Origin of the sequence: Mycobacterium sp. (assembly GCF_035570115.1) — a bacterium.
GTDB lineage: Bacteria > Actinomycetota > Actinomycetes > Mycobacteriales > Mycobacteriaceae > Mycobacterium.
The window spans coordinates 1-26,977 of sequence record NZ_DATMLH010000185.1; the positions used below are offsets into that span (position 1 = coordinate 1).

20 protein-coding genes and 1 pseudogene are annotated in these 26,977 nt (G+C 67.2%); 5 read left to right on the top strand and 16 right to left on the bottom strand.

Annotated features, from left to right (window positions below):
* The 10 genes and pseudogenes from VNW74_RS16630 to pheS form a co-directional block, all read right to left on the bottom strand.
* Nucleotides 1–227, bottom strand: a pseudogene (locus VNW74_RS16630) (argininosuccinate lyase); the annotation flags it as partial.
* A 2-nt stretch (nt 228–229) separates the two neighbouring features.
* Nucleotides 230–1,432 carry an argininosuccinate synthase gene (locus tag VNW74_RS16635; protein WP_325678701.1) on the bottom strand — a complete coding sequence of 401 codons (1,203 nt, stop codon included), beginning with the start codon at nt 1,430–1,432 and terminating at the stop codon, nt 230–232.
* A 24-nt stretch (nt 1,433–1,456) separates the two neighbouring features.
* On the bottom strand, nt 1,457–1,957 hold the full coding sequence (locus tag VNW74_RS16640; RefSeq protein WP_325678703.1) for an arginine repressor: 501 nt from the start codon (nt 1,955–1,957) through the stop codon (nt 1,457–1,459).
* Nucleotides 1,954–2,880, bottom strand: a complete 927-nt coding sequence (gene argF, locus VNW74_RS16645) for an ornithine carbamoyltransferase (protein ID WP_325678705.1) — start codon at nt 2,878–2,880, stop codon at nt 1,954–1,956. The genes VNW74_RS16640 and argF overlap by 4 nt, the downstream gene beginning before the upstream one ends.
* Nucleotides 2,880–4,094: an acetylornithine transaminase gene (locus VNW74_RS16650; RefSeq protein WP_325678707.1), complete on the bottom strand. Its 1,215-nt coding sequence runs from the start codon at nt 4,092–4,094 to the stop codon at nt 2,880–2,882. The genes argF and VNW74_RS16650 overlap by 1 nt, the downstream gene beginning before the upstream one ends.
* Nucleotides 4,091–4,969, bottom strand: coding sequence for an acetylglutamate kinase (argB, locus tag VNW74_RS16655; protein WP_325678709.1), 879 nt, complete (start codon nt 4,967–4,969; stop codon nt 4,091–4,093). Before argB ends, VNW74_RS16650 begins: the two co-directional genes overlap by 4 nt.
* The gene (gene argJ, locus VNW74_RS16660; protein WP_325678711.1) at nt 4,966–6,177 is read right to left on the bottom strand and encodes a bifunctional glutamate N-acetyltransferase/amino-acid acetyltransferase ArgJ; all 1,212 of its coding nucleotides are present in this window, start codon (nt 6,175–6,177) and stop codon (nt 4,966–4,968) included. Before argJ ends, argB begins: the two co-directional genes overlap by 4 nt.
* Nucleotides 6,174–7,217 (bottom strand): N-acetyl-gamma-glutamyl-phosphate reductase, encoded by a 1,044-nt coding sequence (argC, locus tag VNW74_RS16665; protein ID WP_325678713.1) that lies wholly within the window; start codon nt 7,215–7,217, stop codon nt 6,174–6,176. The genes argJ and argC overlap by 4 nt, the downstream gene beginning before the upstream one ends.
* Before the next feature lie 168 nt (nt 7,218–7,385).
* Complete coding sequence (pheT, locus tag VNW74_RS16670; protein WP_325678715.1) at nt 7,386–9,893, bottom strand: phenylalanine--tRNA ligase subunit beta; 2,508 nt, start codon at nt 9,891–9,893, stop codon at nt 7,386–7,388.
* The gene (gene pheS / locus VNW74_RS16675; RefSeq protein ID WP_325678717.1) at nt 9,893–10,936 is read right to left on the bottom strand and encodes a phenylalanine--tRNA ligase subunit alpha; all 1,044 of its coding nucleotides are present in this window, start codon (nt 10,934–10,936) and stop codon (nt 9,893–9,895) included. Before pheS ends, pheT begins: the two co-directional genes overlap by 1 nt.
* A gap of 177 nt (nt 10,937–11,113) precedes the next feature.
* Between pheS and VNW74_RS16680 the strand changes: the two genes are divergently transcribed.
* A complete protein-coding gene (locus tag VNW74_RS16680) occupies nt 11,114–15,037 on the top strand; it encodes a Pls/PosA family non-ribosomal peptide synthetase (RefSeq protein WP_414686701.1) in 3,924 nt (1,307 codons plus the stop codon).
* Nucleotides 15,034–16,380, top strand: a complete 1,347-nt coding sequence (locus VNW74_RS16685; protein ID WP_325678721.1) for a M1 family metallopeptidase — start codon at nt 15,034–15,036, stop codon at nt 16,378–16,380. The genes VNW74_RS16680 and VNW74_RS16685 overlap by 4 nt, the downstream gene beginning before the upstream one ends.
* A gap of 24 nt (nt 16,381–16,404) precedes the next feature.
* On the opposite strand, the gene VNW74_RS16690 is transcribed toward VNW74_RS16685, so the two are convergent.
* Both VNW74_RS16690 and VNW74_RS16695 read right to left on the bottom strand, forming a co-directional pair.
* Nucleotides 16,405–17,208, bottom strand: coding sequence for a rhomboid-like protein (locus tag VNW74_RS16690; protein WP_325678802.1), 804 nt, complete (start codon nt 17,206–17,208; stop codon nt 16,405–16,407).
* Between the two features lie 9 nt (nt 17,209–17,217).
* Nucleotides 17,218–18,156, bottom strand: a complete 939-nt coding sequence (locus VNW74_RS16695) for an adenylate/guanylate cyclase domain-containing protein (RefSeq protein ID WP_414686702.1) — start codon at nt 18,154–18,156, stop codon at nt 17,218–17,220.
* A 290-nt stretch (nt 18,157–18,446) separates the two neighbouring features.
* Between VNW74_RS16695 and VNW74_RS16700 the strand changes: the two genes are divergently transcribed.
* A complete protein-coding gene (locus tag VNW74_RS16700; RefSeq protein ID WP_325678805.1) occupies nt 18,447–19,496 on the top strand; it encodes an oxygenase MpaB family protein in 1,050 nt (349 codons plus the stop codon).
* On the opposite strand, the gene VNW74_RS16705 is transcribed toward VNW74_RS16700, so the two are convergent.
* From VNW74_RS16705 to infC, 4 genes are all read right to left on the bottom strand, one after another.
* Complete coding sequence (locus VNW74_RS16705) at nt 19,493–20,278, bottom strand: RNA methyltransferase (protein WP_325678723.1); 786 nt, start codon at nt 20,276–20,278, stop codon at nt 19,493–19,495. The genes VNW74_RS16700 and VNW74_RS16705 overlap by 4 nt on opposite strands.
* 85 nt (nt 20,279–20,363) lie before the next feature.
* Nucleotides 20,364–20,753 (bottom strand): 50S ribosomal protein L20, encoded by a 390-nt coding sequence (rplT, locus tag VNW74_RS16710; protein WP_325678725.1) that lies wholly within the window; start codon nt 20,751–20,753, stop codon nt 20,364–20,366.
* 65 nt (nt 20,754–20,818) lie between these two features.
* Complete coding sequence (gene rpmI / locus VNW74_RS16715; RefSeq protein WP_325678727.1) at nt 20,819–21,013, bottom strand: 50S ribosomal protein L35; 195 nt, start codon at nt 21,011–21,013, stop codon at nt 20,819–20,821.
* 27 nt (nt 21,014–21,040) lie between these two features.
* On the bottom strand, nt 21,041–21,649 hold the full coding sequence (gene infC / locus VNW74_RS16720; RefSeq protein WP_325678807.1) for a translation initiation factor IF-3: 609 nt from the start codon (nt 21,647–21,649) through the stop codon (nt 21,041–21,043).
* 434 nt (nt 21,650–22,083) lie between these two features.
* Between infC and lysX the strand changes: the two genes are divergently transcribed.
* Together lysX and VNW74_RS16730 are read left to right on the top strand one after the other, a co-directional pair.
* The gene (gene lysX / locus VNW74_RS16725; RefSeq protein WP_325678729.1) at nt 22,084–25,407 is read left to right on the top strand and encodes a bifunctional lysylphosphatidylglycerol synthetase/lysine--tRNA ligase LysX; all 3,324 of its coding nucleotides are present in this window, start codon (nt 22,084–22,086) and stop codon (nt 25,405–25,407) included.
* An 81-nt stretch (nt 25,408–25,488) separates the two neighbouring features.
* Nucleotides 25,489–26,961 carry an alpha/beta hydrolase gene (locus VNW74_RS16730; protein ID WP_414686703.1) on the top strand — a complete coding sequence of 491 codons (1,473 nt, stop codon included), beginning with the start codon at nt 25,489–25,491 and terminating at the stop codon, nt 26,959–26,961.
* Nucleotides 26,962–26,977 lie beyond the last annotated feature (16 nt).

Genomic DNA, 26,977 nt, shown 5'->3' on the forward strand with positions numbered 1-26,977 from the left:
TCAGCGACGTCCTCGGCGAGGCTGTCCAGCCCGGCCAGCAGCCCGTCACGCTGCTCTTCGGTGAGCAACCCGGCCGCGAACAGCACTACGGTGTGTGCCCTGGATGCGGTGACGTCGTAGGGTGCGAGCACCCAGTCGAAGTGGGTGGATCTGCTCAACGCGGCCAGCGCATCGGACGGGCCGTCGGCGAACCTCCCGCCCCACAGCGATCCTTCGTTGGTCGTCATGTTTAGTCGGCGGCGCGATCTCGTCGCGCGGCCAGCTTCGACGACAGGCCGTGGATCTGCACGAAACCGCGCGCAGCGGACTGATCGAAGGTGTCACCCTCGTCGTAGGTGGCGAGGTTGAAGTCGTAGAGCGACTGCGCGCTGCGCCGGCCGTTGACCGCAATGTGACCGCCGTGCAGCACCATCCGAACCTCGCCGGACACGTACTGCTGGGTCTTGTCGACGAAGGTTTCCAAGGCGCTCTTCAGCGGCGAATACCACAGCCCGTCGTACACCAGCTCAGCCCAGCGCTGGTCGGTCTGGCGTTTGAACCGCCCGAGGTCACGCTCCAACGTGACGTGTTCAAGCTCGGTGTGCGCAGTGATGAGCACCATCGCCCCCGGGGCTTCGTAGATCTCACGGCTCTTGATCCCCACCAGGCGATCCTCGACGACATCGAGGCGTCCAACCCCCTGTGCGCCGGCCCGCTGATTGAGTTCCTCGATGGCCTGCAGCACCGACACCGGCCTGCCGTCAATGGACAGCGGAACACCGCGCTCGAACCCCACGATCACCTCGTCGGGGGTGTTCCAGTTGACGGTGGGGTCTTCGGTGTAGGCGTAGACGTCCTTGGTCGGCGCATTCCACAGGTGTTCCAGGAAACCGGTTTCCACCGCCCGCCCCCATACATTCTGGTCGATCGAGAACGGCGAGCGTTTGGTGACATTGATCGGTATCGCGTTCTCTTCGGCGAAAGCGATGGCCTTTTCCCGGGTCCACGCGTAGTCACGGACTGGCGCGAGCACCTCCAAATCCGGTGCCAGCGAAGCGAATCCGACCTCGAATCGGACTTGGTCGTTGCCTTTACCGGTACAGCCGTGCGCGACGATGCTTCCGCCGTGCTCGCGAGCCGCCGCCACCAGATGCTTGACGATGAGCGGCCGGCTGATCGCCGACACCAGCGGGTAGCGATCCATGTATAGACCGTTGGACAAGATGGTCGGCAGGCAGTATTCGTCTGCGAACTCATCGCGGGCGTCGACGACGACCGCTTCGACCGCGCCGCAGTCCAGCGCTCGCTGGCGCACCACCTCCATGTCCTCACCGCCCTGGCCCAGATCGATCGCGACCGCGACGACCTCCTGGCCGGTCTCCTTGCCGATCCAGCTGATCGCCACCGAGGTGTCCAAACCGCCGGAATACGCCAAGATGACGCGCTCGGACATGAATCGATCTCCTTGTTTCGCCGGTTATGTGAGGTCTTGGATCACGATTGCGAGCTCTGCGCCGGTCATCGGCTCGCGGGCCGCCACGAAGATGGTGTCATCCCCGGCGATGGTTCCGACGACATAGGGCAGGGCTGCCCGGTCGATGGCGCTGGCCAAGTAGTCGGCCGCACCGGGCGGGGTGCGCAGCACGGCGAGGTTTGCGCTGGCGTCGGTGGAGACCAGCAATTCGCTCAGCAGCCGTGACAGGCGCGCGGTGCCGCCGGATACCGCGCGCAGCGGGCTGCCGTCCTCGGGCACCATGTAGACGCCAACCCCGCCGTCGGCGCCGCGCAGCTTCACCGCGCCGAGCTCCTCCAGGTCCCGCGACAGCGTGGCCTGCGTGACCTCGATACCGTCGGCGGCGAGCAGCGCGGCCAGCTCGCTTTGGCTGCGCACCTCGGCCGACGACAGGGTCGCCACGATGCGGGCCTGCCGGACGGCACGGGTGACTTCGGACGTGGTCTTGGAGCTGCTGCGTGTCATGAGGAGCGCTCCAGTAACCACACCAGCAGCGCCTTTTGCGCATGCAGCCGATTCTCGGCCTCGTCCCACACCGCGCTGTGCGGCCCGTCGATCACGTCATCGGTGATCTCGTGACCTCGGTGCGCCGGAAGACAATGCAGCACAATGGCTTCCGAGTTAGCCAGAGAAAGCAGTTCGGCGTTCAGCTGGAAAGGACGGAACGGCCGAACCCGGTCCAGCCCGTCGTCCTCCTGACCCATCGACGTCCAGGTATCGGTGACCAGCACGTCGGCACCCGAGGCGGCTGCGGTGGGGTCTGCGGTGACCGTCACCGACGCGCCGGTATCCGCGGCACGCCGCTGGGCGGCCGCGAGCACCGATCGATCGGGACCAAACCCGTTGGGAGCGGCGATCGTCACGTCGATGCCGGCGGTGACACCGCCGAGCAGCAGCGAGTGCGCCATGTTGTTGGCGCCATCACCGAAGTACGACATCCGCAACCCGCGCAGCGATCCGATGCGTTCGGCGACGGTCTGCAGATCGGCAAGCACCTGGCAGGGGTGGAATTGGTCGGACAGCGCGTTGACGATCGGCACCGTCGCGGTTTCGGCCATCGCAATCAGACGGGCCTGCCCGTAGGTCCGCCACACGATGGCGTCGACGTAGCGGGACAACACTTTCGCGGTGTCCTGCAGCGTCTCTTCGCGGCCCAGCTGGGTGCTGCGGCCGTCGACCACCACGGCATGCCCGCCGAGCTGGGCGATGCCTACCTCGAACGAAAATCGGGTACGGGTGGAGTTCTTGTCGAAGATCACGGCAACGCCACGCGGGCCGTTCAGCGGGCGCCGGCTGAACGGATCCTTTTTCAGTTCGGCGGCCAGCGCAAGCACCTCGGCCTGTTCATCGGGCGATAGGTCGTCGTCGCGCAGGAAGTGTCGTGTCATCACTTGTTTTCCTCCCCGCCTGCGGCGGCTAGGTCCAGGATGCCCGGCAGCGCCGTCACGAAGGTGTCGATCTGGTGTTCGGTGATGATCAGCGGCGGCGCCAATCGAATGACGTTGGATGCGGCAGCGTTGACCAGGAAACCGGCGGCGCGAGAGGCGATCTCGGCATCCTTGGCAGCCGGGGCATTGAGCACCACGCCGCACAGCAAACCACGGCCGCGAACCTGGTCGATCAACGGGTGACCAAGCGACTCGATGCCCTGCCGCAACGTTTTTCCAAGAACTTCGGCGCGTCTCACCAGGTCTTCGCCGGCCAGTACGCGCAGCACGGCCAGCGCCGCCGCCGCGCAGATCGGGTTGCCGCCGAAAGTGCTGCCATGCAGACCGGGTGTCAGCAGTCGCGCTGCCGGGCCGACCGCCAGGCATGCCCCGATGGGCAATCCACCTCCGAGACCTTTGGCCAGGGTCACGACGTCGGGGGCGATGCCGTCGTGCTGGTGGGCGAAAAACGTACCGGTGCGTCCCATCCCGGTCTGCACCTCGTCGAGAACAAGCAGGGCGCCGTGTCGGGCGGTGACGTCGCGGGCGGCCGCCAGGTATCCGTCGGGCGGCACGACAACACCGCTCTCCCCCATGATCGGCTCGAGGAAGACCGCCGCGGTGTCGTCGCCGACCGCAGCCACCAGGGCGTTGGTGTCGCCGTAGGGCACGTGGGTGACGTCACCGGGCAGCGGCGCGAACGGCGCCTGCTTGGCCGGTTGACCGGTCAGCGCCAGTGACCCCATCGTTCGGCCATGGAAAGCTTCTTGGGCCGCAACCAGTTTCGTCCGCCCGGTCAGCCGGGACAATTTGAACGCCAACTCGTTGGCCTCGGTGCCGGAGTTACAGAAGAAAACCCGGGTCTCGCCCTCGGCGCCGAGCAAGCCGACCAGCGCTTCGGCCAGCGCTACGCCGGGTTCGGCCGCATACAGGTTGGAGGTGTGTCCCAGCGTCGACATCTGTTTTGTGACGGCGTCGATCACGGCGGGGTGACGATGCCCCAGGATATTGACAGCGATGCCGCCGAGCAGGTCGAGGTAGGACTTTCCGTCCACATCGGTAACCACGGCACCGTCGCCGCTGGCCAATGCCACCGGCGGGACGCCGTAGTTGTCCATCATCACCGCGGACCACCGCTGCTGCATCGTTTGGGTCTCGGTCGGTGTGTGCGTCACGTGCTCACCACCTTCGTGCCGGTGCCCTCGTCAGTGAGCAATTCGACCAGCACGCAATGCTCGACGCGGCCATCGATGATGTGCGCGCTGGGCACGCCGCTGTCGACGGCGCGCAGACATGCCTCGATCTTAGGGATCATCCCGGTCTCCAACGTCGGCAGCAGCTGCGCCAGTGCGGCGGTATCGATTTCGCTGACCAGTGAATCGCGGTCGGGCCACCGGGTGTAAAGGCCTTCGATATCGGTAAGCATCAGCAGCTTTTCGGCGCCCAGCGCTTCGGCCAGCGCCGCCGCCGCGGTGTCGGCGTTGATGTTGTGGACCACGCCGTCGACGTCGGGCGCCAGCGTCGACACGACCGGGATCCGGTTGGCTGCAATCAGATCCAGTACCACCGCCGCGTTCACACAAGCTACGTTGCCTACCAGGCCGACATCGGTGTCGACACCGTCGACGGTGACGCTGCGCCGCACCGCGGTGAACAGGTTGGCGTCTTCGCCGGTGATCCCGACCGCGTACGGACCGTGGACGTTGATGAGGTTGACCAACTCACGCCCGACTTGCCCGAACAACACCATCCGCGCCACGTCGAGCACTTCCGGCGTGGTGACCCGGAATCCGCCCTTGAAGTCGCCGGCGATGCCGAGCCGCTTCAACATTGCGCTGATCTGGGGCCCACCGCCGTGCACCACCACGGGGTGTATGCCGCAGTTGCGCAGAAACGCCATGTCGGCGGCGAACTCACGCCGCAGGGTGTCGTTGGTCATGGCATTGCCACCGTATTTGACGACGACGATTTTGCCGTGCAGTTGGGTGAGCCAGGGCAGGGCCTCCGCCAATACCTGAGCTTTCACCTGAGTGGACACGCTCGCGGTCATGAGCTATACGCCGAATTCTCTTCGACGTAGCCGTGCGACAGGTCGGTGGTGCGGATGGCTGCCTGGCCCTCGCCCATCTTGAGGTCGACGAGGACGTCGATGTCCCCACCTGACAGATCCACCTGGCGTGCGCCCGCGGCCCCGACGCCGTTGACGCACACCGGAGAACCGTTGAACGACACAGTGATCCGATCAGGGTCGAGGCCGATCGGCGCCATCCCGACCGCCGCCAGCACCCGGCCCCAGTTAGGGTCGGAGCCGAACAACGCGGTCTTGACCAGGTTGTCGCGGGCGACCATCCGGGCGGCGGTGAGCGCGTCGTCCTCGGTGGCGGCGCCCGTCACGGTCACGGTGACCCGTTTGGTGACGCCCTCGGCGTCGGCCTGCAGCTGTGCGCACAGGTCATCACAGACGCGCAGCACCGCGTCGTCGAGATCGGTTTGGGACGGCGCGATCTCGCTTGCGCCCGATGCCAACAGCAGCACGGTGTCATTGGTCGAGCAGCTGCCGTCGACGTCGAGTCGGTCGAAGGTCCGCGCGGCGGCCCGGCGCAGTGCTTCCTCGAGCGCGCCGGCCTCCGCGACCGCATCGGTGGTGAGCACGCACAGCATGGTCGCCAGCGACGGCGCCAGCATCCCGGCGCCCTTGGCCATCCCACCGATCGTCCACTTGTCCGGATGGTGCAGCGCAGCTTGTTTGGGCACGGTGTCGGTGGTCATGATGGCCCGCGCGGCCTCGTCTCCGCCGGCCAGCCCGCCGGCCATCTCGTGCACGACGTGACCGACCCCGGCGAGAACCTTGTCCATCGGCAGCCGGTCACCGATCAATCCAGTGGAGCACACCGCGACTTCGATCGCGCCGGTCTCGGTGCCCCAGTCGGACAACGCGGCGGCCACTGCTTCGGCGGTGGCATGGGTGTCCTGGAAGCCGCCCGGGCCGGTGCAGGCGTTCGCACCACCGGAGTTCAGGATCACCGCCCGCAACCGGCGGGTAGTCAGCACCTGTTGCGTCCACCGCACAGGGGCCGCCTTGACCCGATTGCGGGTGAATACCGCGGCGGCCGGGTAGTCCGGGCCCTCGTTGAACACCAGCGCCAGATCCAATGCGCCCGACGCTTTGATCCCCGCGGCGATACCGGCGGCACGGAAGCCGGCCGCGGCCGTCACCCCTTGGGTGCGCACCAGACGCGCCTCGTCGGCGCGGGTCACGGCGCCACCCCGACCACCGAAAGGCCCTCGGTTTCCGGCCAGCCCAGCGCCAGGTTCATCGACTGCACGGCGGCGCCGCCGGTGCCCTTGACCAGATTGTCGATCGCCGAAATAGCGATGAACGTGGCGGCGTCCTCGTCGACCGCGACCGCGATGTGTGCGGCGTTACTGCCGATCACCGCCCCGGTACGCGGCAGTTGTCCTTCGGGTAGCAGATGAACGAAAGGCTCGGCGTGGTAAGCCTTTTCGTACGCAGCGCGCAGCTGCGACAGCGGTGACCGGGTGCGGGCGGTGCAGGTCGCGAGGATGCCGCGGGAGGTCGGGATGAGCACGGGTGTAAATGACACCGTGACATCCTGGTCGGTAACCTGTTGCAGCCCTTGGACGATTTCGGGTGTATGCCGGTGCGCGCCGGCGATGTTGTAAGCCCGCGCCGAACCGATGACCTCCGACCCAAGCAGGTCTGTCTTCGCGGCCCGGCCGGCACCCGAGGTGCCGCTGACTGCGACGACGGTGACGGCAGGATCGATGAGGTCGGCGGCCAACGCCGGGAAAAGTGCCAACAACGCGGCGGTCGGATAGCAGCCCGGTACCGCGACGCGCCGGGCACCGCGCAGCGCCTCCCGTCCGCCGGGCAGCTCCGGTAGCCCGTAGGGCCAGTTGCCCGCGTGCGCCGAGCCATAGAAACGCTGCCATGCGTCCGCGTCGATCAGCCGGAAATCCGCACCGCAGTCCACCACCAGTGTCTGGGGGCTCAGTTGTTGCGCCAGCGCCGCCGAGTGTCCGTGCGGGAGTCCGAGAAAAACCACGTCATGGCCATCCAGTACCTCGACCTCGGTGGGCTCGAGTACTCGCTGGGCCAGCGGTAGCAGGTGCGGGTGGTGGTCAGCGACAGTGCTGCCCACGCTGGCGGCAGCGGTCAGCGCGCCGATTGTCAGCCGCCCGTCGTGGTAAGCCGGGTGCCCGAGCAGTAGCCGCAGGATCTCACCGCCCGCGTAGCCGCTGGCGCCCGCCACCGCCACCCGTATCCCTTGGGTCATACGGCCAATCGTTGCATGACTATGCATTCTCTTGCAAATTCATTCTTCCCGCCGAGCAGTCCCCCGCAAGCGGGTGGGGGTACCCCCAGCCGCACCGCGGCGAGGGGGCGTACCCGCAGCAAAGGCGCCGCGACAGGCCGGAGCAGGGACTTTTACGTCTACTCGCCATCAACCCCGCAGCTCGGCGCCGACCCGCTCGGCGGCGCAGCGCACCGCCGCGTCTCGGGCCGCGCTGGCCTCGTCTTCGGTGAGCGTGCGATCCGCCGCGCGGAACCGCAGCGCGAACGTCAGCGACTTGCGACTTTCCCCGAGCTGAGGGCCGGTGTAAACGTCGAATAACCGCACATCCTCCAACAGTTCGCCGGCGCCGTCGCGGACCGCCTGTTCCACGGTTTGCGCGGGGATATCCGCGTCGACCACGAGGCTGACGTCTTGAAACACGGCGGGAAACGGCGAAACCCGCGGCGCCGGCAACGACTCGATGATCGGCATCGCGTCGAGGTTCAGTTCGACCGCGCAGGCGCCCTTCGGCAAACCCGATCTTTCGATCACCGCAGGGTGTAGTTGACCGGCGTGGCCGATGACGGTGTCGCCGACGAGCACTTCGGCGCACCGGCCCGGATGCCACGGCAGATGCTGGGCAGACCGCAACGCCAACTCAATTCCGCTGGCACGCGCGATGATCCGGACCGCCTCGAACGCATCGGCCGCTTCGGCGCGCCGGCCGTCGCCCCAGGGGCCGCGCAGTTCCCTCAGCCCGGTCAGCACCGCGGCAACGTGCTGGGGTTGGCGCGGCAGCGAGGCGTCGAGCAGGGCGATCTCCTCGTCGGTGGGACGCCGGTCCACGGGGATTAGCCCGACGCTCTTCGTCTGCCCGGTCGGCTGCACCACCTGCGCGATCGCGAACAGTGCGACATCGACGATGCCGCGAGACACGTTGCGGCCCAGCGCTTCCAACAGGCCGGGCAGCAGCGTTGTGGCCAAGTGCGGCCGATCGGCCTCCAGCGGATTGAGCACCTGGGTAGTGTGACGCCGCGCGTCGTCGGCGGGCAGACCCCAGGCGTCGAAAACTCCGGCGGGCAGAAACGGCGTCGGCAGGACCTCCACGTAACCCGACAGCGCCAGCGACTTGCCGATCGCGCGGCGGCGCCGTTGATCGGCCGACAGTCCGCGCCCGGCCGGCGCCGACGGCAGCACCGACGGGATGAGTTCCAGTCCCTCCAGCCGCAGTACCTCCTCAACCAGGTCGGCGGGCTGGCGCAGGTCGGGCCGCCAGCTCGGCGGCGTCACGGTCAGGGTGCCCCCGTCGCCGCTCACGGCGGCGCCGATTTGGGTCAGCCGCCTGGCCGTGGTGCCCGGCCGATAGTCAACCCCGGCCGTGCGGTCCGGCAGGTCGGCCGCGATCCGGATCGGCGACCCAGCCCAATCGGCGGCCGAGTCGCCGACTGGCGGGTCGCCGCGCCAGTCGGTCAGCTTTTCAGACACTTCGCCACCGGCGATCTCGGCGAGCAACGTGGCGCAGCGGTCCAACGCCGCCACCGAGATGGCCGGGTCGACCTCGCGCTCGTAGCGACGGGCCGCCTCGCTGGGCAGGCGCAGTCGCCGTGACGTGCGAGATACCGCGGCCGGGTCCCATACCGCGGCCTCCAGCAGCACGTCGGTGGAGTCGTCGCGCATCTCGGTGCTGCCCGAGCCCATCACTCCGCCGATCGCCGCAGTCGCGACGTCGTCGACGATCAGGACGTCGGCCGGGTTGAGCCGGCGCTCGATGTCATCGAGGGTTACTACGGTTTCGCCGGGCCGAGCGAACCGTACCGCGAAGCCGCCGGTGATCCGCTTGAGATCGTGCGCGTGCATCGGGTGACCGAGTTCCAGCATCACGTAATTCGTTGCGTCGACGGCCGGCGAGATCGCCCGGATACCCGAGAGCAACAGCCGCCGCTGCAGCCACCAGGGCGACACCGCGGTCGGGTCGATTCCGGTGACCGGACGCAGTGCGAACCGTTGCACACCGGTCTCCGGCTGCACCGTCAAGGGCCAGGCGCCCGCCTCGCGAGGCAGCGGGGGGACTACATCGCTGGAGGCGGGGTCGACGAAGTCGAGGTCGTAGGCGCAGGCGATCTCTCGGGCCAAACCGCGAAGCGACATGCAGTAACCCCGGTCCGGGGTGATGGCCAGGTGGAAGACCACGTCGTCGAGGCCTAGCACCTGGACGCCGTCGGCGCCGGGTTCAGCTGTTTCGGGCGGCAGCACCAGGATGCCGGAATGGTCTGCGGCCAAACCCAATTCGGCCGCCGAGCAAATCATCCCGTCGGAGGTGCGACCGTAGGTCTTGCGCTCCGTGATCGTGAAGCCGCCGGGCAGGGTGGTCCCGGGCAGCGCTACCACCACGAGATCGCCAGCGGCGAAGTTGGTTGCACCGCAGACAATCTCGCGTGGTTTATCTTCGCCGACGTCGACTTTGCAGGCGCGGATTGGCTTTTTGAATTCGGTGAGTTCTTCGATATCGGTTACCCGTCCGATGGTCAGCGGTCCGTCGACGGGGCCGAGCGTGATCACCTCTTCGATTTCGTGCCCGATACGCACGAGCGCCTGTTCGAGTTCGTCGGGCGCCACGTCCCAGCCGGGTGCGCCTACGTTGACCACCTCGCGCAGCCAGCTGTACGGGACGCGCATCAGGCACCCACCCCGAACGGCAACGAGAACCGGACGTCACCCTCGACCATGTCGCGCATGTCGGGGATACCGTTGCGGAACTGCAGGGTGCGTTCCAGCCCCATCCCGAACGCAAAGCCCGAATACACCTGTGCATCAATACCGCTGGCGCGCAACACGTTCGGGTTCACCATTCCGCAGCCGCCCCACTCGACCCAGCCGGCGCCGTCCCTCTTGTTCTCGAACCACACGTCGACTTCCGCGGACGGCTCGGTAAAGGGGAAGAAATGCGGACGAATCCTGGTGCGAGCCTGCGGCCCGAACTCGGCCCGGGCGAACGCGTCGAGCGTTCCGCGCAGATGCGCCATCGACAGACCGCGATCCACCGCAAGCCCCTCCACCTGATGGAAGACCGGCGTGTGGGTGGCGTCGAGCTCGTCGGTGCGGAACGTGCGACCGATCGAGAGGACATAGACCGGTAGGTCGCGCTCGAGAAGTGTGCGCACCTGCACCGGCGACGTGTGGGTGCGCAGCAACTGACGGGAGCCTTCCGGAGCGATATAGAAGGTGTCTTGTTCACTGCGCGCCGGGTGATCGGCGGGGAAGTTCAGGGCATCGAAGTTGAACTGCTCGGTTTCCACCTCCGGCCCGTCGGCAAGCTCCCAGCCCATCGCGATGAAGGTGTCGGCGATATGCTCGGCCAGAATCGTGATCGGATGCCGCGCCCCGGTCGGCTGGCGGGTCGACGGCAACGTCACGTCGATGCGCTCGGCGATCAACACGGCCGCATCCCGCTCGGCGCGCAACGCCGCCAGTCGTTCGTCGTAACTGCGTTGGACCTCGCCGCGCGAACTGTTCACACGCCGGCCGGCGTCGGCGCGGTCGGCCTTAGGGACGGTGGCCAACGCCTGGCGGGCCAGCGCCACCGGCGAGCGATCACCAAGGTGCAGGGTCTTGGCGCGTGCCAGTGCGTCGAGATCGGCCGCGCCTGCGAAAGCCTGCCGGGCTGCGTTGACCGCTGCGGTCAACGCCTCGGGCGACAGGTCCACGGGTTGGTCACCCACGCGGCGACACTCTCCTTATCGGCGAGGGAATTTCTGGCGGGCTCGCGGCACAGCGTGACGCGCAAGTGCCGATCATATGTGGTCACATCGCTGACGATCGGAAGCCGTCAGCCTGTTTTCCCACACGCCGTGGGCGCGCTCACCGTGACAGTGCTCCGGCTTGAGTATTTTCGTGTGGTGGCGACGCCCCAGGTTCCAGCTCAACTGCCGGCGCAGTATCTGCTGTCGCCGCGCGCACCGAGCCCGCGCACCCTCGTCGACGTCCTCTATGACACGGCCGCCCGCTATCCGGACGCGGCGGCGATCGACGACGGCACAGTCCAGCTCACCTATGGCGAGCTGATCAACGATATCGAGGCGAGCGTGGCCTGGCTGGCCGCCCACGGCATCGGCCGTGGCGACCGAATCGGCATCCGGATGCCGTCTGGCAGCTTTGCGCTGTATGAGGCGATCCTGTCGACGCTGGCCGTCGGCGCAGCATACGTGCCGGTCGACGCCGACGACCCCGACGAACGCGCCGAATTGGTGTTCGGCGAGGCCAACGTCGTCGCGGTCCTCACCGAATCAGGCATGGTGCGAGGTCGCGGCTCATCAAGCGGCAGGCGGGCAGGCGCGCCACTGCCCACGGACGACGCGTGGATCATCTTCACGTCCGGATCGACCGGTACGCCCAAGGGCGTCGCCGTTACGCACCGCAATGCCGCCGCGTTCGTCGACGCTGAGGCACAAATGTTTCTGCGGGACAACCCACTTGGGCCCGGCGACCGGGTGTTGGCCGGGTTGTCGGTGGCGTTCGACGCGTCGTGCGAGGAGATGTGGCTGGCATGGCGACACGGCGCGTGTCTGGTCCCGGCCCCGCGATCGCTGGTACGCAGCGGAATGGACCTCGGTCCGTGGCTGGTCACCCGCGACGTGACCGTGGTGTCGACGGTGCCGACACTGGCCGCGCTGTGGCCGGCCGAGGCGCTTGAAGCGGTGCGGCTGTTGATCTTCGGCGGGGAGTCCTGCCCTCCCGAGCTGGCCGCACGGCTGGCCGTCGACGGCCGCGAGGTGTGGAATACCTACGGCCCCACCGAGGCCACCGTGGTCGCGTGTGCGGCCCGGCTCGACGGCGCCGGCCCGGTGCGTATCGGTCTGCCGCTGCCGGGCTGGGACCTGGCCGTCGTCGATGCCGACGGCCAGCCGGTGGGCCACGGTGAAGTGGGTGAGCTGGTCATCGGCGGCGTCGGCCTGGCCCGTTACCTCGACGAGGGCAAAGACGCCGAAAAGTACGCGCCGCTGCCGACGCTGGGCTGGCGGCGCGCCTACCGCAGCGGCGACCTGGTGCGGCTGGAAACCGAGGGCCTGGTGTTCTGCGGCCGCGCCGATGACCAAGTCAAGGTCGGGGGCCGTCGCATCGAGTTGGGCGAGGTCGACGCTGCGCTCGTGCACCTGCCGGGAGTCAGCGGCGGCGCGGCCGCGGTACGCCGGACGGCCACCGGCACTCCGGTGCTGGTGGGCTACGTCGTCAGCGCCGACCCCGAATTCGACATCGCGGCGGCGCGGACCCGGCTGTCCGAGCGTCTGCCTGCGGCGATGGTGCCACGCCTGGTCCGGGTCGACGATCTGCCCACCCGCACCTCAGGCAAAGTCGACCGGGACGCGCTGCCCTGGCCGCCGCCGGGCGGCGCTGACCCGGAGGAAACGCCCCAACTCAGCGGGACCACGGGCTGGTTGGCCGGGTTGTGGCGGGAGCTGCTCGGGGCCGCCCTGGAGGGTCCGGAGGCCGATTTCTTCGCGCTCGGCGGCGGCTCGCTGGCCGCGGCGCAGCTCGTCGCCGCGCTGCGCGACCGGTATCCGCAGGTCACCGTCGCCGACCTGTACGACCACCCACGACTCGGCTCGCTCGCGGGGTTCCTCGACGAGCTCGAGCCGCCGCCGCAGATCGCCGAGCGTGTGGTGCGACCGACTCCGCGGCTGGCGCAGGCCGCTCAGATCGTGCTGGCGGTGCCATTGGCGACGCTGGCGGCGTGGGAGTGGGTGACCTGGCTGGCGCTGGGCAATAACGTCGTCCGGGCCCTGCATCTGGTGCCGTGGACCGTCGCTGTGAACTGGTGGTTGGTTGCGGTGGCGTTCGTCCTGTTCGTGACGCCGGTGGGCCGGATGGCTATCGCGGTGCTGTTCGCGCGCGTGCTGCTGGCGAAAGTACAGCCGGGCACCTATCGCCGCGGCGGGTCGGTGCATCTACGGGTCTGGTTTGCCGAGCGGCTGGCCGAGGCCAGTGGCGCCGAGAACCTGGCCGGCGCGCCGTGGCTCGTGTACTACGCGCGCGCACTAGGCGCAGATGTCGGCAAGGGCGTCGACCTGCACTCGATGCCGCCCGTCACCGGCATGCTCGCACTCGGGCACCGCAGCGCCGTCGAACCGGAGGTGGACCTGTCTGGGCACTGGATCGACGGAGACGCTTTTCACATCGGAGCCATCACCGTCGGCAACGACGCGACAATCGGTGCGCGCACCACGCTGCTGCCCGGCGCGGTCGTTGGCAAGAACGCGGACGTTGCCCCCGGCTCCGCCGTAGTCGGGAAAGTCAAAAGCCGCCAATACTGGAAAGGCTCCCCCGCGGTCAAATCTGGTCGGGTGAACCACCCATGGCCAGACGAACGGCCAGCGCGCAGAGCCCACTGGGTCGCGGTGTACGGGCTGACGTCGGTGCTGCTGGCTGGTTTGCCGCTGATCGCCCTGGCGACTGGCCTTGCGCTGGTCGGATTCGGCGTCCACCACACCCGCCGCCTGTCGCAGGCAATACTGCCCGCGCTGCTGTGGACGCCGGTCGCGACGGCGGACGCTCTCGTGGTGTACGCGCTACTGACGATTGCGGCGGTGCGGCTGCTCTCGATCGGGCTGCGGGAGGGCTACCACCCGGTGCGCAGCCGCAACGGGTGGCAGCTGTGGGCGACCGAGCGGTTGATGGACGGCGCACGCAATTACCTGTTCCCGCTGTATGCAAGCCTGCTGACACCCGCCTGGCTGCGGCTGCTCGGGGCCAAGGTCGGCCACGGCAGCGAGATCTCGACGGTGTTGCTGATACCCAAGTTCACCGTGATCGAGGACGGCGCGTTCCTCGCCGACGACACGATGGTCGCGTCTTACGAACTCGGCGGCGGCTGGATCTACGCGGCCACGACAACCGTCGGAAGACGCGCGTTTCTCGGCAACTCGGGCATTACCCAGCCGGGCCGCCGCGTGCCCGACGACGGACTGGTCGCGGTGCTTTCGGCGGCGCCGCCGAAAGCCAAGCGCGGTTCGTCCTGGCTGGGCAGCCCGCCGATGCGGCTGCGCAGGCGTCCCGCGGAGGCCGACGCGGCTCGGACGTACGACCCGCCGTGGCGGTTGAAGGCGATGCGGGCGGCCGTGGAGATATGCCGGCTGCTGCCGGTGATGGTGACCGTCGCGATCGGGCTGGCGGTGCTGGGCACACTGCAACTGCTGGCGCGGTTCTTCGGCATCTGGTGTGCGGCACTGGGCGGCGGGCTGGTGTTACTGGCCGCGGGTGGGCTTGCCGGTGGCGTCACGGTCGCCGCGAAATGGCTTCTGGTCGGCCGGATTCGGGCGAGCGAGTTTCCACTGTGGTCGTCGTTCGTGTGGCGCAACGAGGTCGCCGATACGTTTGTGGAGACCGTGGCGGCCCCGTGGTTCGCTCGCGCGGCCAGCGGGACGCCGGTGATGAACCTGTGGCTGCGCGCGCTGGGCGCCCATGTTGGCCGCGGCACCTGGTGTGAAACCTATTGGCTGCCTGAGGCAGACCTGGTCACGCTGGGCAAAGGCAGCACGGTCAACCGTGGCTGCGTGGTCCAGACACATCTGTTCCACGACCGGGTCATGCGGATGGACACTGTCGTGCTGGAACCCGGCGCCACTCTTGGCCCGCACGGCGTCGCGCTGCCGGCGGCCCAGCTCGGCGAGGGCGTGACCATCGGTCCCGCGTCGCTGGTGGTGCGCGGCGACGTGGTGCCGCCGTCGACACGCTGGCAAGGAAATCCGATCAGGCCGTGGAACCTCGTCCGTAAGACAACCGGCAAGAAGCCATCCGGGCGCGGCGTCGAGGACAGCGCGGCGTGAAACCCTCTGCTAAGAAGGCGGCCCCGAACAAGGCTTCTGATCGCGCTGAGTCGACGGTGATCGACTCATACCTGCCGAAAAACGGCAACGCCGGCTACCGGGTGTCGCGCTACGAATTAGATCTGGAGTACAAGGTCGCGATCAACCGGCTCTCCGGATCGGCGACGATCACCGCGGTGACGCTTACCGAGTTGCAGGAGCTCACGCTCGATCTGTCCGATGCGCTGACGGTGTCGAAGGTGTCGGTCAACGGCAAGCGCGCCGCCCACTTCGCCTGCCGCGACCGCAAGTTGCGTATTCGGCTGCAATCGAAGCTCGCGACCGGAGCAGCGATGTCGATCCTCGTGCGCTACGGCGGTTCACCGCGACCACTGCGGTCATTGTGGGGTGATGTCGGTTTCGAGGAACTGACCAATGGCGCGCTCGTCGCCGGGCAACCCAACGGCGCCGCCTCGTGGTTCCCGTGCGATGACCACCCCAGTGCCAAAGCCGCCTATCGCATCCAGATCAGCACCGAAAACCCCTACCGGGTGGTGGCCAACGGAAAGCTGGTGTCGCGGCAGGCGCGGGCCGCCCGCACAACGTGGACTTACGAACAGCCCGAACCGACCTCGACCTACCTCATCACCCTGCAGATCGGGATGTACGAGTTATCGCGGCTGGCGAAGACGCCGGTCCCGATGCAGGCCGCGTTGCCCGAGCGGCTGCGGCGCAACTTCGGCCACGACTTCGCTCGTCAACCAGAGATGATGGAGCTCTTCGTCGGACTGTTCGGTCCATACCCGCTGGCGAACGGTTACACCATCGTCGTCACCGACGATGTACTGGAGATACCTCTTGAGGCCCAAGGGATTTCCATATTCGGCGCCAATCACTGCGACGGCTCGCGGGCCAGCGAACGGCTCATCGCTCACGAGCTCGCACACCAGTGGTTCGGCAACTCGGTGACCGCTCGGCGCTGGCGTGACATCTGGCTGCACGAGGGATTTGCGAGTTACGCGGAGTGGCTGTGGTCGGAACACAGCGGCGGCCCCGGCGCCGACGAACTTGCCCGCTACTACCAGGAACGGCTGCGCGAGGCGCCTCAGGATCTGCTGCTGGCCGATCCCGGGCCGCGCGATATGTTCGACGACCGCGTGTACAAACGCGGCGCGTTGACCCTGCACGCGCTGCGCCGACGATTGGGCGACGAGAAATTCTTTGCGCTTCTTATAGATTGGACGACTCGATATCGCCATGGCAGCGTGATCACCGACGACTTCACCGGCCTGGCCGCCACCTACTGCGACGAATCGCTGCGGCAATTGTGGGATGTCTGGCTGTACTCGACGCAAGTGCCTTAGCGAGGCACTGCGGAGGTGAAGCCGTCAGCCGTTGAACACCGGCTCCGGAGGCGTCAACGCAGCCACCGGCACTCGACGGCGCAGCATGCGCGAGCGGGTGATCGCCACCACCGCCAGCGCGCCCAGAACGCCGGCGGCGGCCCCGATCAGCGACGTCCACTCGCCGTGCGCCAACATCAGGAATCCAAAGCTGGTGGCGACCGCCAGCAACGCGTACCGCACCGGCGTCCACCGGGCCGGGCCGGGCAACCTGATGGAGACCAGCATGCCCAGCACCAATCCGATGACGTGTCCAACGTCGGTGAAGTCGGCGCTTAGCACCGCCGATGTGATGCCGACCGAGAGCCACCAACCTATCCACGCCGGCCGCCACCGGGGAGCGACGGCGGCGGTCAGTGCGCCCAGCACCGCCATGGCGCCATAGCTCACGCCGACATCACTGGCACGCGAGATCGACAGGGGCAACCAGTGTAATTCGATCGCCGCGGTGAGCCCGGCAGCGACCAGCAGCGTGGCGCCGACGTGGCCGGTGACAAACACCAAGGCCAGCCGACCACTGCGCCAGATCAGCTCGGCAAGGGCGAGTAGGCACACCAAGCAGGGCAGCCAGAAGTAAATCGGACCGGCGTCGGTGACGAACGCGCTACCGAACAGGGTTGCCAGGTGACCACGTGCGAGGTTGTGCAGGTTGGTGCTGGCCTGCGCAACGACCTGGGCGCGCACCCGCGGACCGAGATCCACGAGAGCGACGCTGACACCGACCAAAACGGCCGCGTAGCACAGCGTGATGCGGACGCGCCAAAGCCGCGACAATACCCGGAATATCATCGCCATCTACTATGCCTGCGGATTGTCTTCATCTGCATCATCCAAACCTGGCAAGTCCCTGACAGTTTGCGCGCCAGCCTTGAGCCGGTAGATGGCCAAGTCGGTCGGCAGCCCGGGGGTTTTACCTGCGAATACCGAGCGGTGTACCCGCCTGGCAGTGACGCCCAACGCGTCCAAATCCGCCTGGGCGAGCTGGTCCAGTGTGACGCCGGACACCATGACTCCTCCCCTGGTGGCGCGCTCCATCACCCGGGCGGCGACGTTGACGTCGACCCCGAGCCAGTCCGAGGCCAGCCGTTGCGGGCGCCCGGTGTGGATGCCCACCCGCATCCGCGGTGTGTAGCCGTCGACGTCGACGGATTTCAACGCTTTCCTGGCGGCGAGGACCGCAGTCACGGCCACGAGCGGGTCGGCGAACACCGCCATGATGCCGTCGCCCATCCTTTTGACGATGTGACCGCCGGCATCCAGCAGCGGCGGTTCAACCGCCCGCGCCACTCGCCGCAGCAGTTTGAGGGTCGCGTCGTCACCGGCTTGCAACGACCACGTCGAGAAACCCACCAGATCGGTGAAGACCAACGTGACCTCTGGGTTGGCCGGGCGCCGAGATACCGCCTCGGTCATTGCCTGCCACACCTGCAGCGCGCCGAGACCGACCTCGCGAGACGCGCCGCCGCGCTCGCCCAGCAGCCGGCCCGCTGCTCGCGCGGCGGCGCGGGGCCCGCCTTCGCCAGCCGTTGACAGTGGATCGCCGAACTCGGGATCGCCGGGCAAGACTCGGCGCGCGCGACGGACCATTGCGATCACGCTCGGACTCTGGTTGGTGCCGCGCAGCCACTCGGCAGCACTGTGCAGTGACACCGGAGAACGCTGTCGCGAACCAGGCAAATCCGGCGTGGTCACCGTCTGCTCGGGCTCGCCGGACGCCGGTTGGGGCCCGAGTTCCACAGCGCCCAGGGTAGGTGGTGTCGAGAGAGACCGGCAATGACCGTCGTCGTGGTGTCGGTTACGACGCTCGGCGCCAGCGTGCCCCGCAGACCGGCGCGGAGCCACCCCGGGTGTCCGGAACCTGCGACAAACCGCCTGATCACATCGTTACGACGCTCGGGTCGACACTCGGTAACGGCGCGGCGCGGCATGCCCAGAAATCGTAGACAACGTGTGTTGTCAGCCTTATCGTGAGACTCATTGCTCCTCAGGACCAGGAGGCCGTGATGACGACGACAGTGATGTCATCGATGACGTCGGTTCAACCCGAGCCGGTCGAGCAGCGCGACGATGAACCGGGTCAGCGCGGCCCGTTGGGGCCGGAGTCGCTGACCTGGAAGTATTTCGGTGACCTGCGCACCGGAATGATGGGCGTCTGGATCGGCGCCATCCAGAACATGTATCCGGAATTGGGCGCCGGCGTCGAGGGGCACTCGATCCTGTTGCGCGAACCACTGCAGCGCGTCGCGCGCTCGGTGTATCCGATCATGGGCGTCGTCTATGACGGCAACCGCGCGGCCAAGACCGGTGAGCAGATCAAGCAGTACCACCACACCATCAAGGGAGTCGACGCGACCGGCCGCCGCTACCACGCGCTGAATCCGGAGACCTTCTACTGGGCGCACGCGACGTTCTTCATGCTGGTGATCAAGGTGGCCGAGTACTTCTGCGGCGGGTTGACCGAAGGCGAGAAGCGCCAGCTATTCGACGAGCATGTGCAGTGGTATCGGATGTACGGGATGAGTATGCGGCCGGTACCCAAGTCTTGGGAGGACTTCCAGGAGTACTGGCAGCGGGTCTGCCGCGACGAGCTGGAGATCAATCAGGCCACGCTGGACATCTTTCAGATCCGCATTCCCAAACCGAAGTTCGTGCTGATGCCCACCCCGGTGTGGGATCAGCTGTTCAAGCCGCTGGTCGCGGGGCAGCGCTGGATCGCGGCGGGGCTGTTCGAGCCGGCTGTTCGCGAGAAGGCCGGAATGCGGTGGACACCCAGCGACGAAGTGGTGCTGCGGCTATTCGGCAAAATGGTCGAGCTGGCGTTTCTGGCGGTCCCTGACGAAATCCGTTTGCATCCGCGGGCATTGGCCGCCTATCGGCGGGCGGAGGGCCGGGCAGCGGGCGATGCCCCGCTGGTGGAGGCGCCGAGCTTCATGGCGCCGCCGCCGGACCGCCGCGGGCTGCCGATGCATTACTTCCCACCCCGCAGAACGATCTTCGAGCGGGCCGGATCGCTGGTGCACACCACTTTCTCGCTGGCCGGGCTCCGACCGGCGCGGGGTCGCGGCAAGGCCGCCTAAAGATTGGGGCCCGCCCGCTGCGCTCGTGCGCTCTGGTAGAGGCAGATCGCGGCTGCGGCAGCCACATTGAGGCTTTGCGCACCCCCGGACATCGGAATCGTCACCCGGTTGTCGGCCTGTCGAGCCAGCTGAGGCGCCAGGCCGTGGGACTCGGCGCCGAACAGCCACGCCGTCGGTCCGGCGAGCTCAGCGGCGTCAAGGGACAACTCGCCGTCCACCGTGGTGGCCAGTACCCGCAGCCCGGCAGCCTGCAGCGCGGTGACAGCCGCGATGACGTCCGGCGCGACGACGACCGGTATGGAAAAGACGCTGCCAGCCGACGCGCGCAGACATTTACCGTTGTACGGGTCGACGCTGTAACCGGCGAAGATCACCGCTGCGGCGCCCATCGCGTCGGCGATGCGGATCAACGTGCCGGCGTTGCCCGGCTCACCGATTTCCACCCCTACCGCGACCAGCCGTGGCTCGCTGGCCAGCACATCGTCGAGAGCCGGCTCGGGCCTCTCGCATACCGCCACCAAGCCGGCCGGAGTCACGGTGTCCGACAACGCTTTTGCGGCGCGCTCAGTCACCAGGTTCACCGTTGCGTCTTGCCTGCCGAGCAGATCGGCGTAGCGATGTGCAGCCGCCTCGGTGACGAAGACCTCGCGGACCAGTCCACGCCCGGACGCGGCCTCGACCAAGTGCGCGCCTTCCACCAGGAAGCGTTGCGCCCGACGCCGGGTGACCTGCCGGTGAAGTTTGACTGCAGCGACCACCCGGGCCGATCGTTCGGTGAGCACCGGGTGCGGTTGAGATCCGATTGTCCGGCTCCTCCTCGGGCCGTTCCGGCCCGCATCGTCGCCCGACCAGAACCGCCGAACGGGGTTAGGCAGCCTCTCCGGAAGGTGCGTTGACGTCGTCGGGCAGGGCGGACCGGGCGACGCCGACGAGCGCGGTGAACGCTGCGGGATCGCTGACTGCGATCTCGGCGAGGTTCTTGCGGTCGACCTCGACGCCGGCGGCCTTCAGGCCCTGGATAAGCCGGTTGTAGGTGATGTCGTTGGCGCGGGCCGCGGCGTTGATCCGCGAGATCCACAGCTTACGGAACTCGCCCTTGCGCGCACGACGGTCGCGGTAGGCGTAGTTCAGTGAATGCAGTTGCTGCTCTTTGGCTTTGCGGTAGAGGCGGGACCGCTGGCCGCGATAGCCCTTCGAGGCCTTCAGAATGGTGCGCCGCTTCTTCTGGGCGTTGACTGCCCGCTTTACGCGTGCCATGGGGTGTTCCTATCGTCGTCTGGACGTGATGGTGGTTACGCCGCTGCCTTCTTTATGGGCGTTGGTCAGCCGTTCAGCAACTTGTTGACCCGCTTGGTGTCGTTGGCAGACACGGTGGTACGCCCGTCCAGCCGTCGCGTTCGGGTGCTCGGCTTGTGCTCGAGCATGTGCCTGCGATTGGCCTTCTGACGCACGATCTTCCCGGTGCCGGTGCGCCGGAATCGCTTCGACGCCCCACTGTGGGTCTTGGTCTTGGGCATGTTTTTTCGGTCCTCAGTTCTGCTCTATCAGTTCGGCGACGGTTCGGTGTCGCTGTTCGGTGCGGGGTTCGCGGGCTGGGGCGTGGGGGCAGTGGACTGCTCCGCCGCTCGGGCACGAGTTTTCGCGCCGCGGTGCGGTGCCAACACCATCGTCATGTTGCGTCCGTCCTGCTTGGCCGACGTCTCGACGAATCCGTAGTCGGCGACGTCGGTGCCCAGGCGCTGCAGCAGCCGATAGCCCAGCTCGGGCCGCGACTGCTCACGTCCGCGGAACATGATTGTCACCTTGACTTTCGATCCCGCCTCCAGGAATCGGATCACGTGACCCTTTTTGGTCTGGTAGTCGTGATCGTCGATCTTGGGTCGCAACTTCTGTTCTTTGACGACGGTCTGCTGCTGGTTCTTGCGAGACTCGCGCGCCTTTTGCGCCGCCTCATATTTGAACTTGCCGTAGTCCATGATCTTGCAGACCGGTGGCCTGGCGTTTGGCGCAACTTCGACAAGGTCGAGATCGGCGTCCGCGGCGACGCGGAGGGCATCTTCGATACGCACGATGCCTACCTGCTCCCCTCCCGGGCCGATCAAGCGGACTTCAGGTACGCGGATGCGTTCGTTGACGCGGGTCTCAGTGCTGATGGGGCCTCCCTGGGTTGTATTCCTCGTTGCGAACGACACCCGGCCGGTCCGGAGTCAGCGGTCGGAATACCACGCCATCAGCAAAAAAGCCCTGCTTAAGCAGGGCCCGGTGCCGACCGGTCACGGCAATAGCCGCCTGCGGAAGGCAGAACCGGCACCACTGGTGTGCCGATGACCGGACCGCTGAGCCTTGAAACGATCTCGTGGCCAACGGTGGGAGTGGGACTCCACTTGCTGTCTCTGGCCTTCGCCTGAGACGGTCGCGCAGGTAAGTCTAGCAGTGCTGACGCACCAGATTGTGATCCAGCCGTCGAGGTGGCCGCCTCCGGCCGTGCCAGCGCGACGGCGCCTAGCCGGTCGAGCCGCCGACACGTGCAATTCCATACCTTCCGAACATAGGCATTCCATAGCAAGTACGAATATCCTCGCGGTCTGTGACACTCACTGCGTCTCGCCCGCGCACCCGGTCGACTTCCCGGCTGCGCTGGGTGCCCGCGGCCGCCGGCTGGACGGTTGGCGTCATCGCCACGCTGTCGCTGATCGCCAGCGTGTCGCCGGTGCTTCGGTGGGCGATCAAGGTGCCACGGGAATTCATCAACGACTACCTGTTCAACTTCCCCGACACCAGTTTCGCGTGGTCGTTCGTGCTGGCCTTATTGGCCGGCGCGCTCACCACGCGCAAGCGCATCGCATGGTGGCTGCTGGTGCTCAACCTCCTGCTGGCGGCCGGGTTGAACATCGCCGGTCTGACACCCGAACACGTCACCCCGCTGCGGACCCTCGGCGAGACGCTCGGACTCGGTTTCCATCTGGCTGCGCTTTTGCTGCTGGTCTTGGCCTACCGGGAGTTTTGGGCCAAGGTCCGGTCGGGCGCGCTCTTTAAGGCGGCCGGAGTCCTGATCGCCGGCTGGGCGATAGGCATTGGGCTGTCCTGGCTGCTGGTCGAAACGTTCCCGCACACGCTGGCGGAGGACGACCACTTGTTCTACGTGGTGAACCGGGTGGTTGGATTCGCCGTCGCCGACCCGGGTTCGTTTGAGGGCAGGCCACACGTCTTCCTCAACGCCCTGATGGGACTCTTCGGCGCGATGGCGCTGATTGCCGCGGCGGTCGTGCTGTTCCAATCACAGCGCGCCGAAAACGCACTCACCGGCGAGGACGAATCCGCCATCCGCGGGCTGCTCGAGCTGTATGGCAAGAACGACTCCTTAGGCTACTTCGCCACTCGCCGAGACAAGTCGGTGGTTTTCGCGCCGAGCGGCCGGGCCGCTATCACCTACCGCGTCGAAGTCGGCGTCTGTCTGGCCAGCGGAGACCCGATCGGCGACCCCCGGGCGTGGCCGCAGGCCATCGACGCCTGGTTGGCGCTGTGCCAGACCTACGGCTGGGCGCCCGGGAATATGGGTGCCAGTTCGGCCGGGGCTAAAGCGTTCCGCGAGGCGGGCCTGAACGCACTCGAGCTGGGCGACGAAGCCATTTTGCAGACAGCCGATTTCAGGCTCTCCGGGCGAGAGATGCGGGGCGTGCGCCAGGCCGTGACCCGGGCTCGCCGCGCCGAGCTGTCGGTGCGCATCCGCCGACACCACGACATCGAGCCTGACGAGATGAAGCGGGTGCTGGCGCGTGCCGACACGTGGCGCGACACCGACTCCGAGCGCGGGTTCTCGATGGCACTGGGCCGGCTCGGTGACCCCGCCGACGGTGAGTGCCTACTGGTCGAGGCCGTCAAACCCGACGGCACTGTGGTCGCGATGCTTTCGTTGGTGCCGTGGGGCCGCAACGGCGTTTCGCTAGACCTCATGCGTCGTTCGCCGGATTCCCCCAACGGGACCATCGAGCTCATGGTCAGCGAGCTCGCTCTACACGCTGACCGCATTGGTATCAGCCGTATTTCGCTGAACTTCGCCATGTTCCGGTCCGCGTTCGAACAGGGTGCCCAACTCGGCGCCGGCCCGGTGGCCCGATTGTGGCGTGGATTCTTGGTCTTCTTCTCGCGGTGGTGGCAGTTAGAGACGCTGTACCGCTCGAACATGAAGTATCAACCCGACTGGGTGCCCCGCTACGCCTGCTACGAGGACGCTCGGCTGATCCCGCGGGTGGGCGTCGCCTCGGTGATCGCGGAGGGCTTCCTTGTGCTGCCGTTCACTCGGCGCAACGAAGAGCACACCGGCCATCACGCGGCCGTACCGCCAACGCTGTTGGCCACCGGGCTCTTGAACCACGATGGTTCGGCGCCCGACGTCGCCGCATTGCAGCAGACCGACCTCGGGGCCGGCGACGACGGCGACCGTCGGCTGCCAGAACAGATGCGAGTCCGGCTGTCCAAGCTAAAGATGCTGCAGAACAGCGGCATTGACGCCTACCCGGTCGGACAGCCACCCAGCCACACGATCGCCCAGGCGTTGGGCAGCGACGACCAGGCGACCGTCTCGGTGTCGGGACGCGTGCTGCGGATCCGGGACTTCGGCGGTGTGATGTTCGCCCAACTGCGTGACTGGTCAGCAGAAGTGCAACTGCTGCTGGAGAATTCAATTCTGGAACACGGGCGCAGCACGGATTTCACCAAGGCCATCGATCTCGGCGACTTGGTCGAAGTGACCGGCGAGATGGGATACAGCAAGACCGGGACCCGGTCACTGATCGTTCGCAGCTGGCGACTGATCGGCAAGTGCCTGCGGCCGCTGCCCAACAAGTGGAAGGGGCTGACGGATCCGGAAGCGCGAGTGCGCAGCCGCTACGTCGACCTGGCCGTCAACGCCGAATCGCGCGAACTGATCGTGGCTCGCAGCAATGTGCTGCGCGCCATCAGAGAAACGCTGAACGCCAAGGGCTTTCTGGAAGTCGAGACCCCGATCCTGCAACAAATTCACGGCGGTGCAACGGCTCGTCCGTTCATGACCCACATCAACAGCTACGACCTCGACCTGTACCTGCGGATCGCGCCTGAGCTCTATCTGAAGCGGCTGTGCGTCGGCGGAATGGAGCGGGTGTTCGAGCTGGGCCGGGCTTTCCGCAACGAGGGGGTCGACTTCAGCCACAACCCGGAGTTCACCCTGCTCGAGGCCTATCAGGCGCACGCCGACTACATCGACTGGATCGATGGTTGTCGGGAGCTGATTCAGAACGCCGCTCAGGCCGCAAACGGAGCGCAGGTGGTGATGCGGCCCCGCCCGGGCGCCGCCGATGACAGCCTGGATGCGGTCGACATCTCCGGTGTCTGGTCGGTGAAGACCGTGCACGACGCGGTCTCCGAGGCGCTCGGTGAGCATGTTGACGCCGACACCAGCTTGGCCAAACTGCACAAACTGTGCGACGCCGTACACATTCCCTACCTGGCGCGGTGGGACGCCGGCGCGGTGGTGCTGGAGCTCTACGAGCATCTGGTCGAGGATCGGACCGAACTGCCGACTTTCTACACCGACTTTCCCCTGTCGGTGTCGCCGCTGACCCGGCCACACCGCAGCAAGGCCGGCATTGCCGAACGCTGGGACTTGGTGGCCTGGGGTGTCGAGCTGGGCACCGCCTATAGCGAGCTCACCGACCCGGTCGAGCAGCGGCGCCGCCTGCAGGAGCAGTCGCTGCTGGCCGCCGGCGGGGATCCCGAAGCCATGGAACTCGACGAGGACTTCCTGCAAGCGATGGAGTATGCGATGCCGCCCACCGGTGGTCTGGGCATGGGCGTCGACCGCGTCGTCATGCTCATCACCGGCCGCAGTATCCGCGAGACGCTGCCCTTCCCCCTGGCCAAGCCGCGATAGTCCACGTCGTTTAACCGACCGCGTACCGTTTGAGCAACCGATCGGTGAATCCCGTGCTAAAAGCACGCAACGAAGACCACAATGGACCGTGTGATGGGTTCAACGACGAACCTCGCGTTTCCGGTGTTGGCAGAGCACCACACCTCATTGATGCACGGCTGGATCCCCGGCATGGCCCAGGCCGTCGCCGCGACGGTGCTGCTGCTGGCGGTCGGGTGGCGATCGCGCCGGTGGCGGCTGCTGTGGCTGCCGGCGGCGGTGGCCGTCGGCGCCGGGGTGGCCGGTTGGGCGCACTGGTACATCACCGCCGGCGGTCTTGCCGACGACCCGGCACCACGCCTGCTGTGGTGGTGGATCGCCTGCAGCGGCGCCGCGATAACCATCGTGATGCTGGGCTGGCGCAGTGCAGCCTGGTGGCGGCGCGGCGCCTCGCTGCTGGCCGTGCCGCTGTGTCTACTCAGCGCGGCACTGGTGCTCAACCTCTGGGTCGGCTACTTCCCCACCGTGCAGACCGCGTTGAATCAGCTCACCGCCGGACCTCTGCCCGACCAGACGGACCTGGCCACCGTCAACGCGATGGCGGCCAGCGGCGCGCAGCGCCAACACGGCAGCCTGGTGCCGGTGGCGATCCCCGATGACGGGTCGCACTTCAAGCATCGCGGTGAACTCGTCTACCTGCCGCCGGCGTGGTTTGCCAGCACTCCGCCGCCACAGCTGCCGACGGTGATGATGATCGGCGGTGAGTTCAACACGCCCGGCGATTGGGCGCGAGCCGGCAATGCGGTGCCGACGATCGACGAGCTGGCTGCCGCACACGACGGAAACGCTCCGGTGTTCGTCTTCGTGGATTCCGGCGGAGCCTTCAACAACGACACCGAATGCGTCAACGGCACCCGTGGGCACGCGGCCGACCACCTGACCAAAGACGTCGTGCCGTATATGGTCTCGCGTTTTGGGGTCAGCGCCGATCCGTCGCATTGGGGCATCGTCGGCTGGTCGATGGGTGGGACCTGCGCGGTGGATCTCACGGTCATGCACCCAGACCTGTTCAGCGCATTCGTCGACATCGCCGGCAACATGGGCCCGGACGCCGGTACCAAGGCGCAAACCATCGCCCGGCTGTTCGGCGGCAGCGCCGAGGCGTGGGACGCGTTCGACCCGGCCACGGTCATCGCCAGTCACGGCCGATACGACGACGTCTCGGGCTGGTTCGACATTTCGTCGGACAGCGCGCCGAAGCGGTATCGCAGTATGGCGGTGGCCGGCCCCGACGCGATCGGCCTGGGCGGTCGGGACGCGATCGGCAACCCGAACGACCAGACCGCCGCCGCGGAGCGGCTGTGCAGACTGGGCCGCGCCAACGGCATCGACTGCGCGATCGTCGCCCAGCCCGGCAAACACGACTGGCCTTTCGCAAGTAGGGCTTTCGCGACGGCGCTGCCCTGGCTGGCCGGCCAGCTGGACACGCCTGAGGTGCCATGGATCGCTCTGCCGTCCGCGTCGCCTCAGCCGATGTCGGCGGCGGCGCCGCGCACCGAGCCCGTCGGCAGGTGAGCGTTCGGTATCTCCG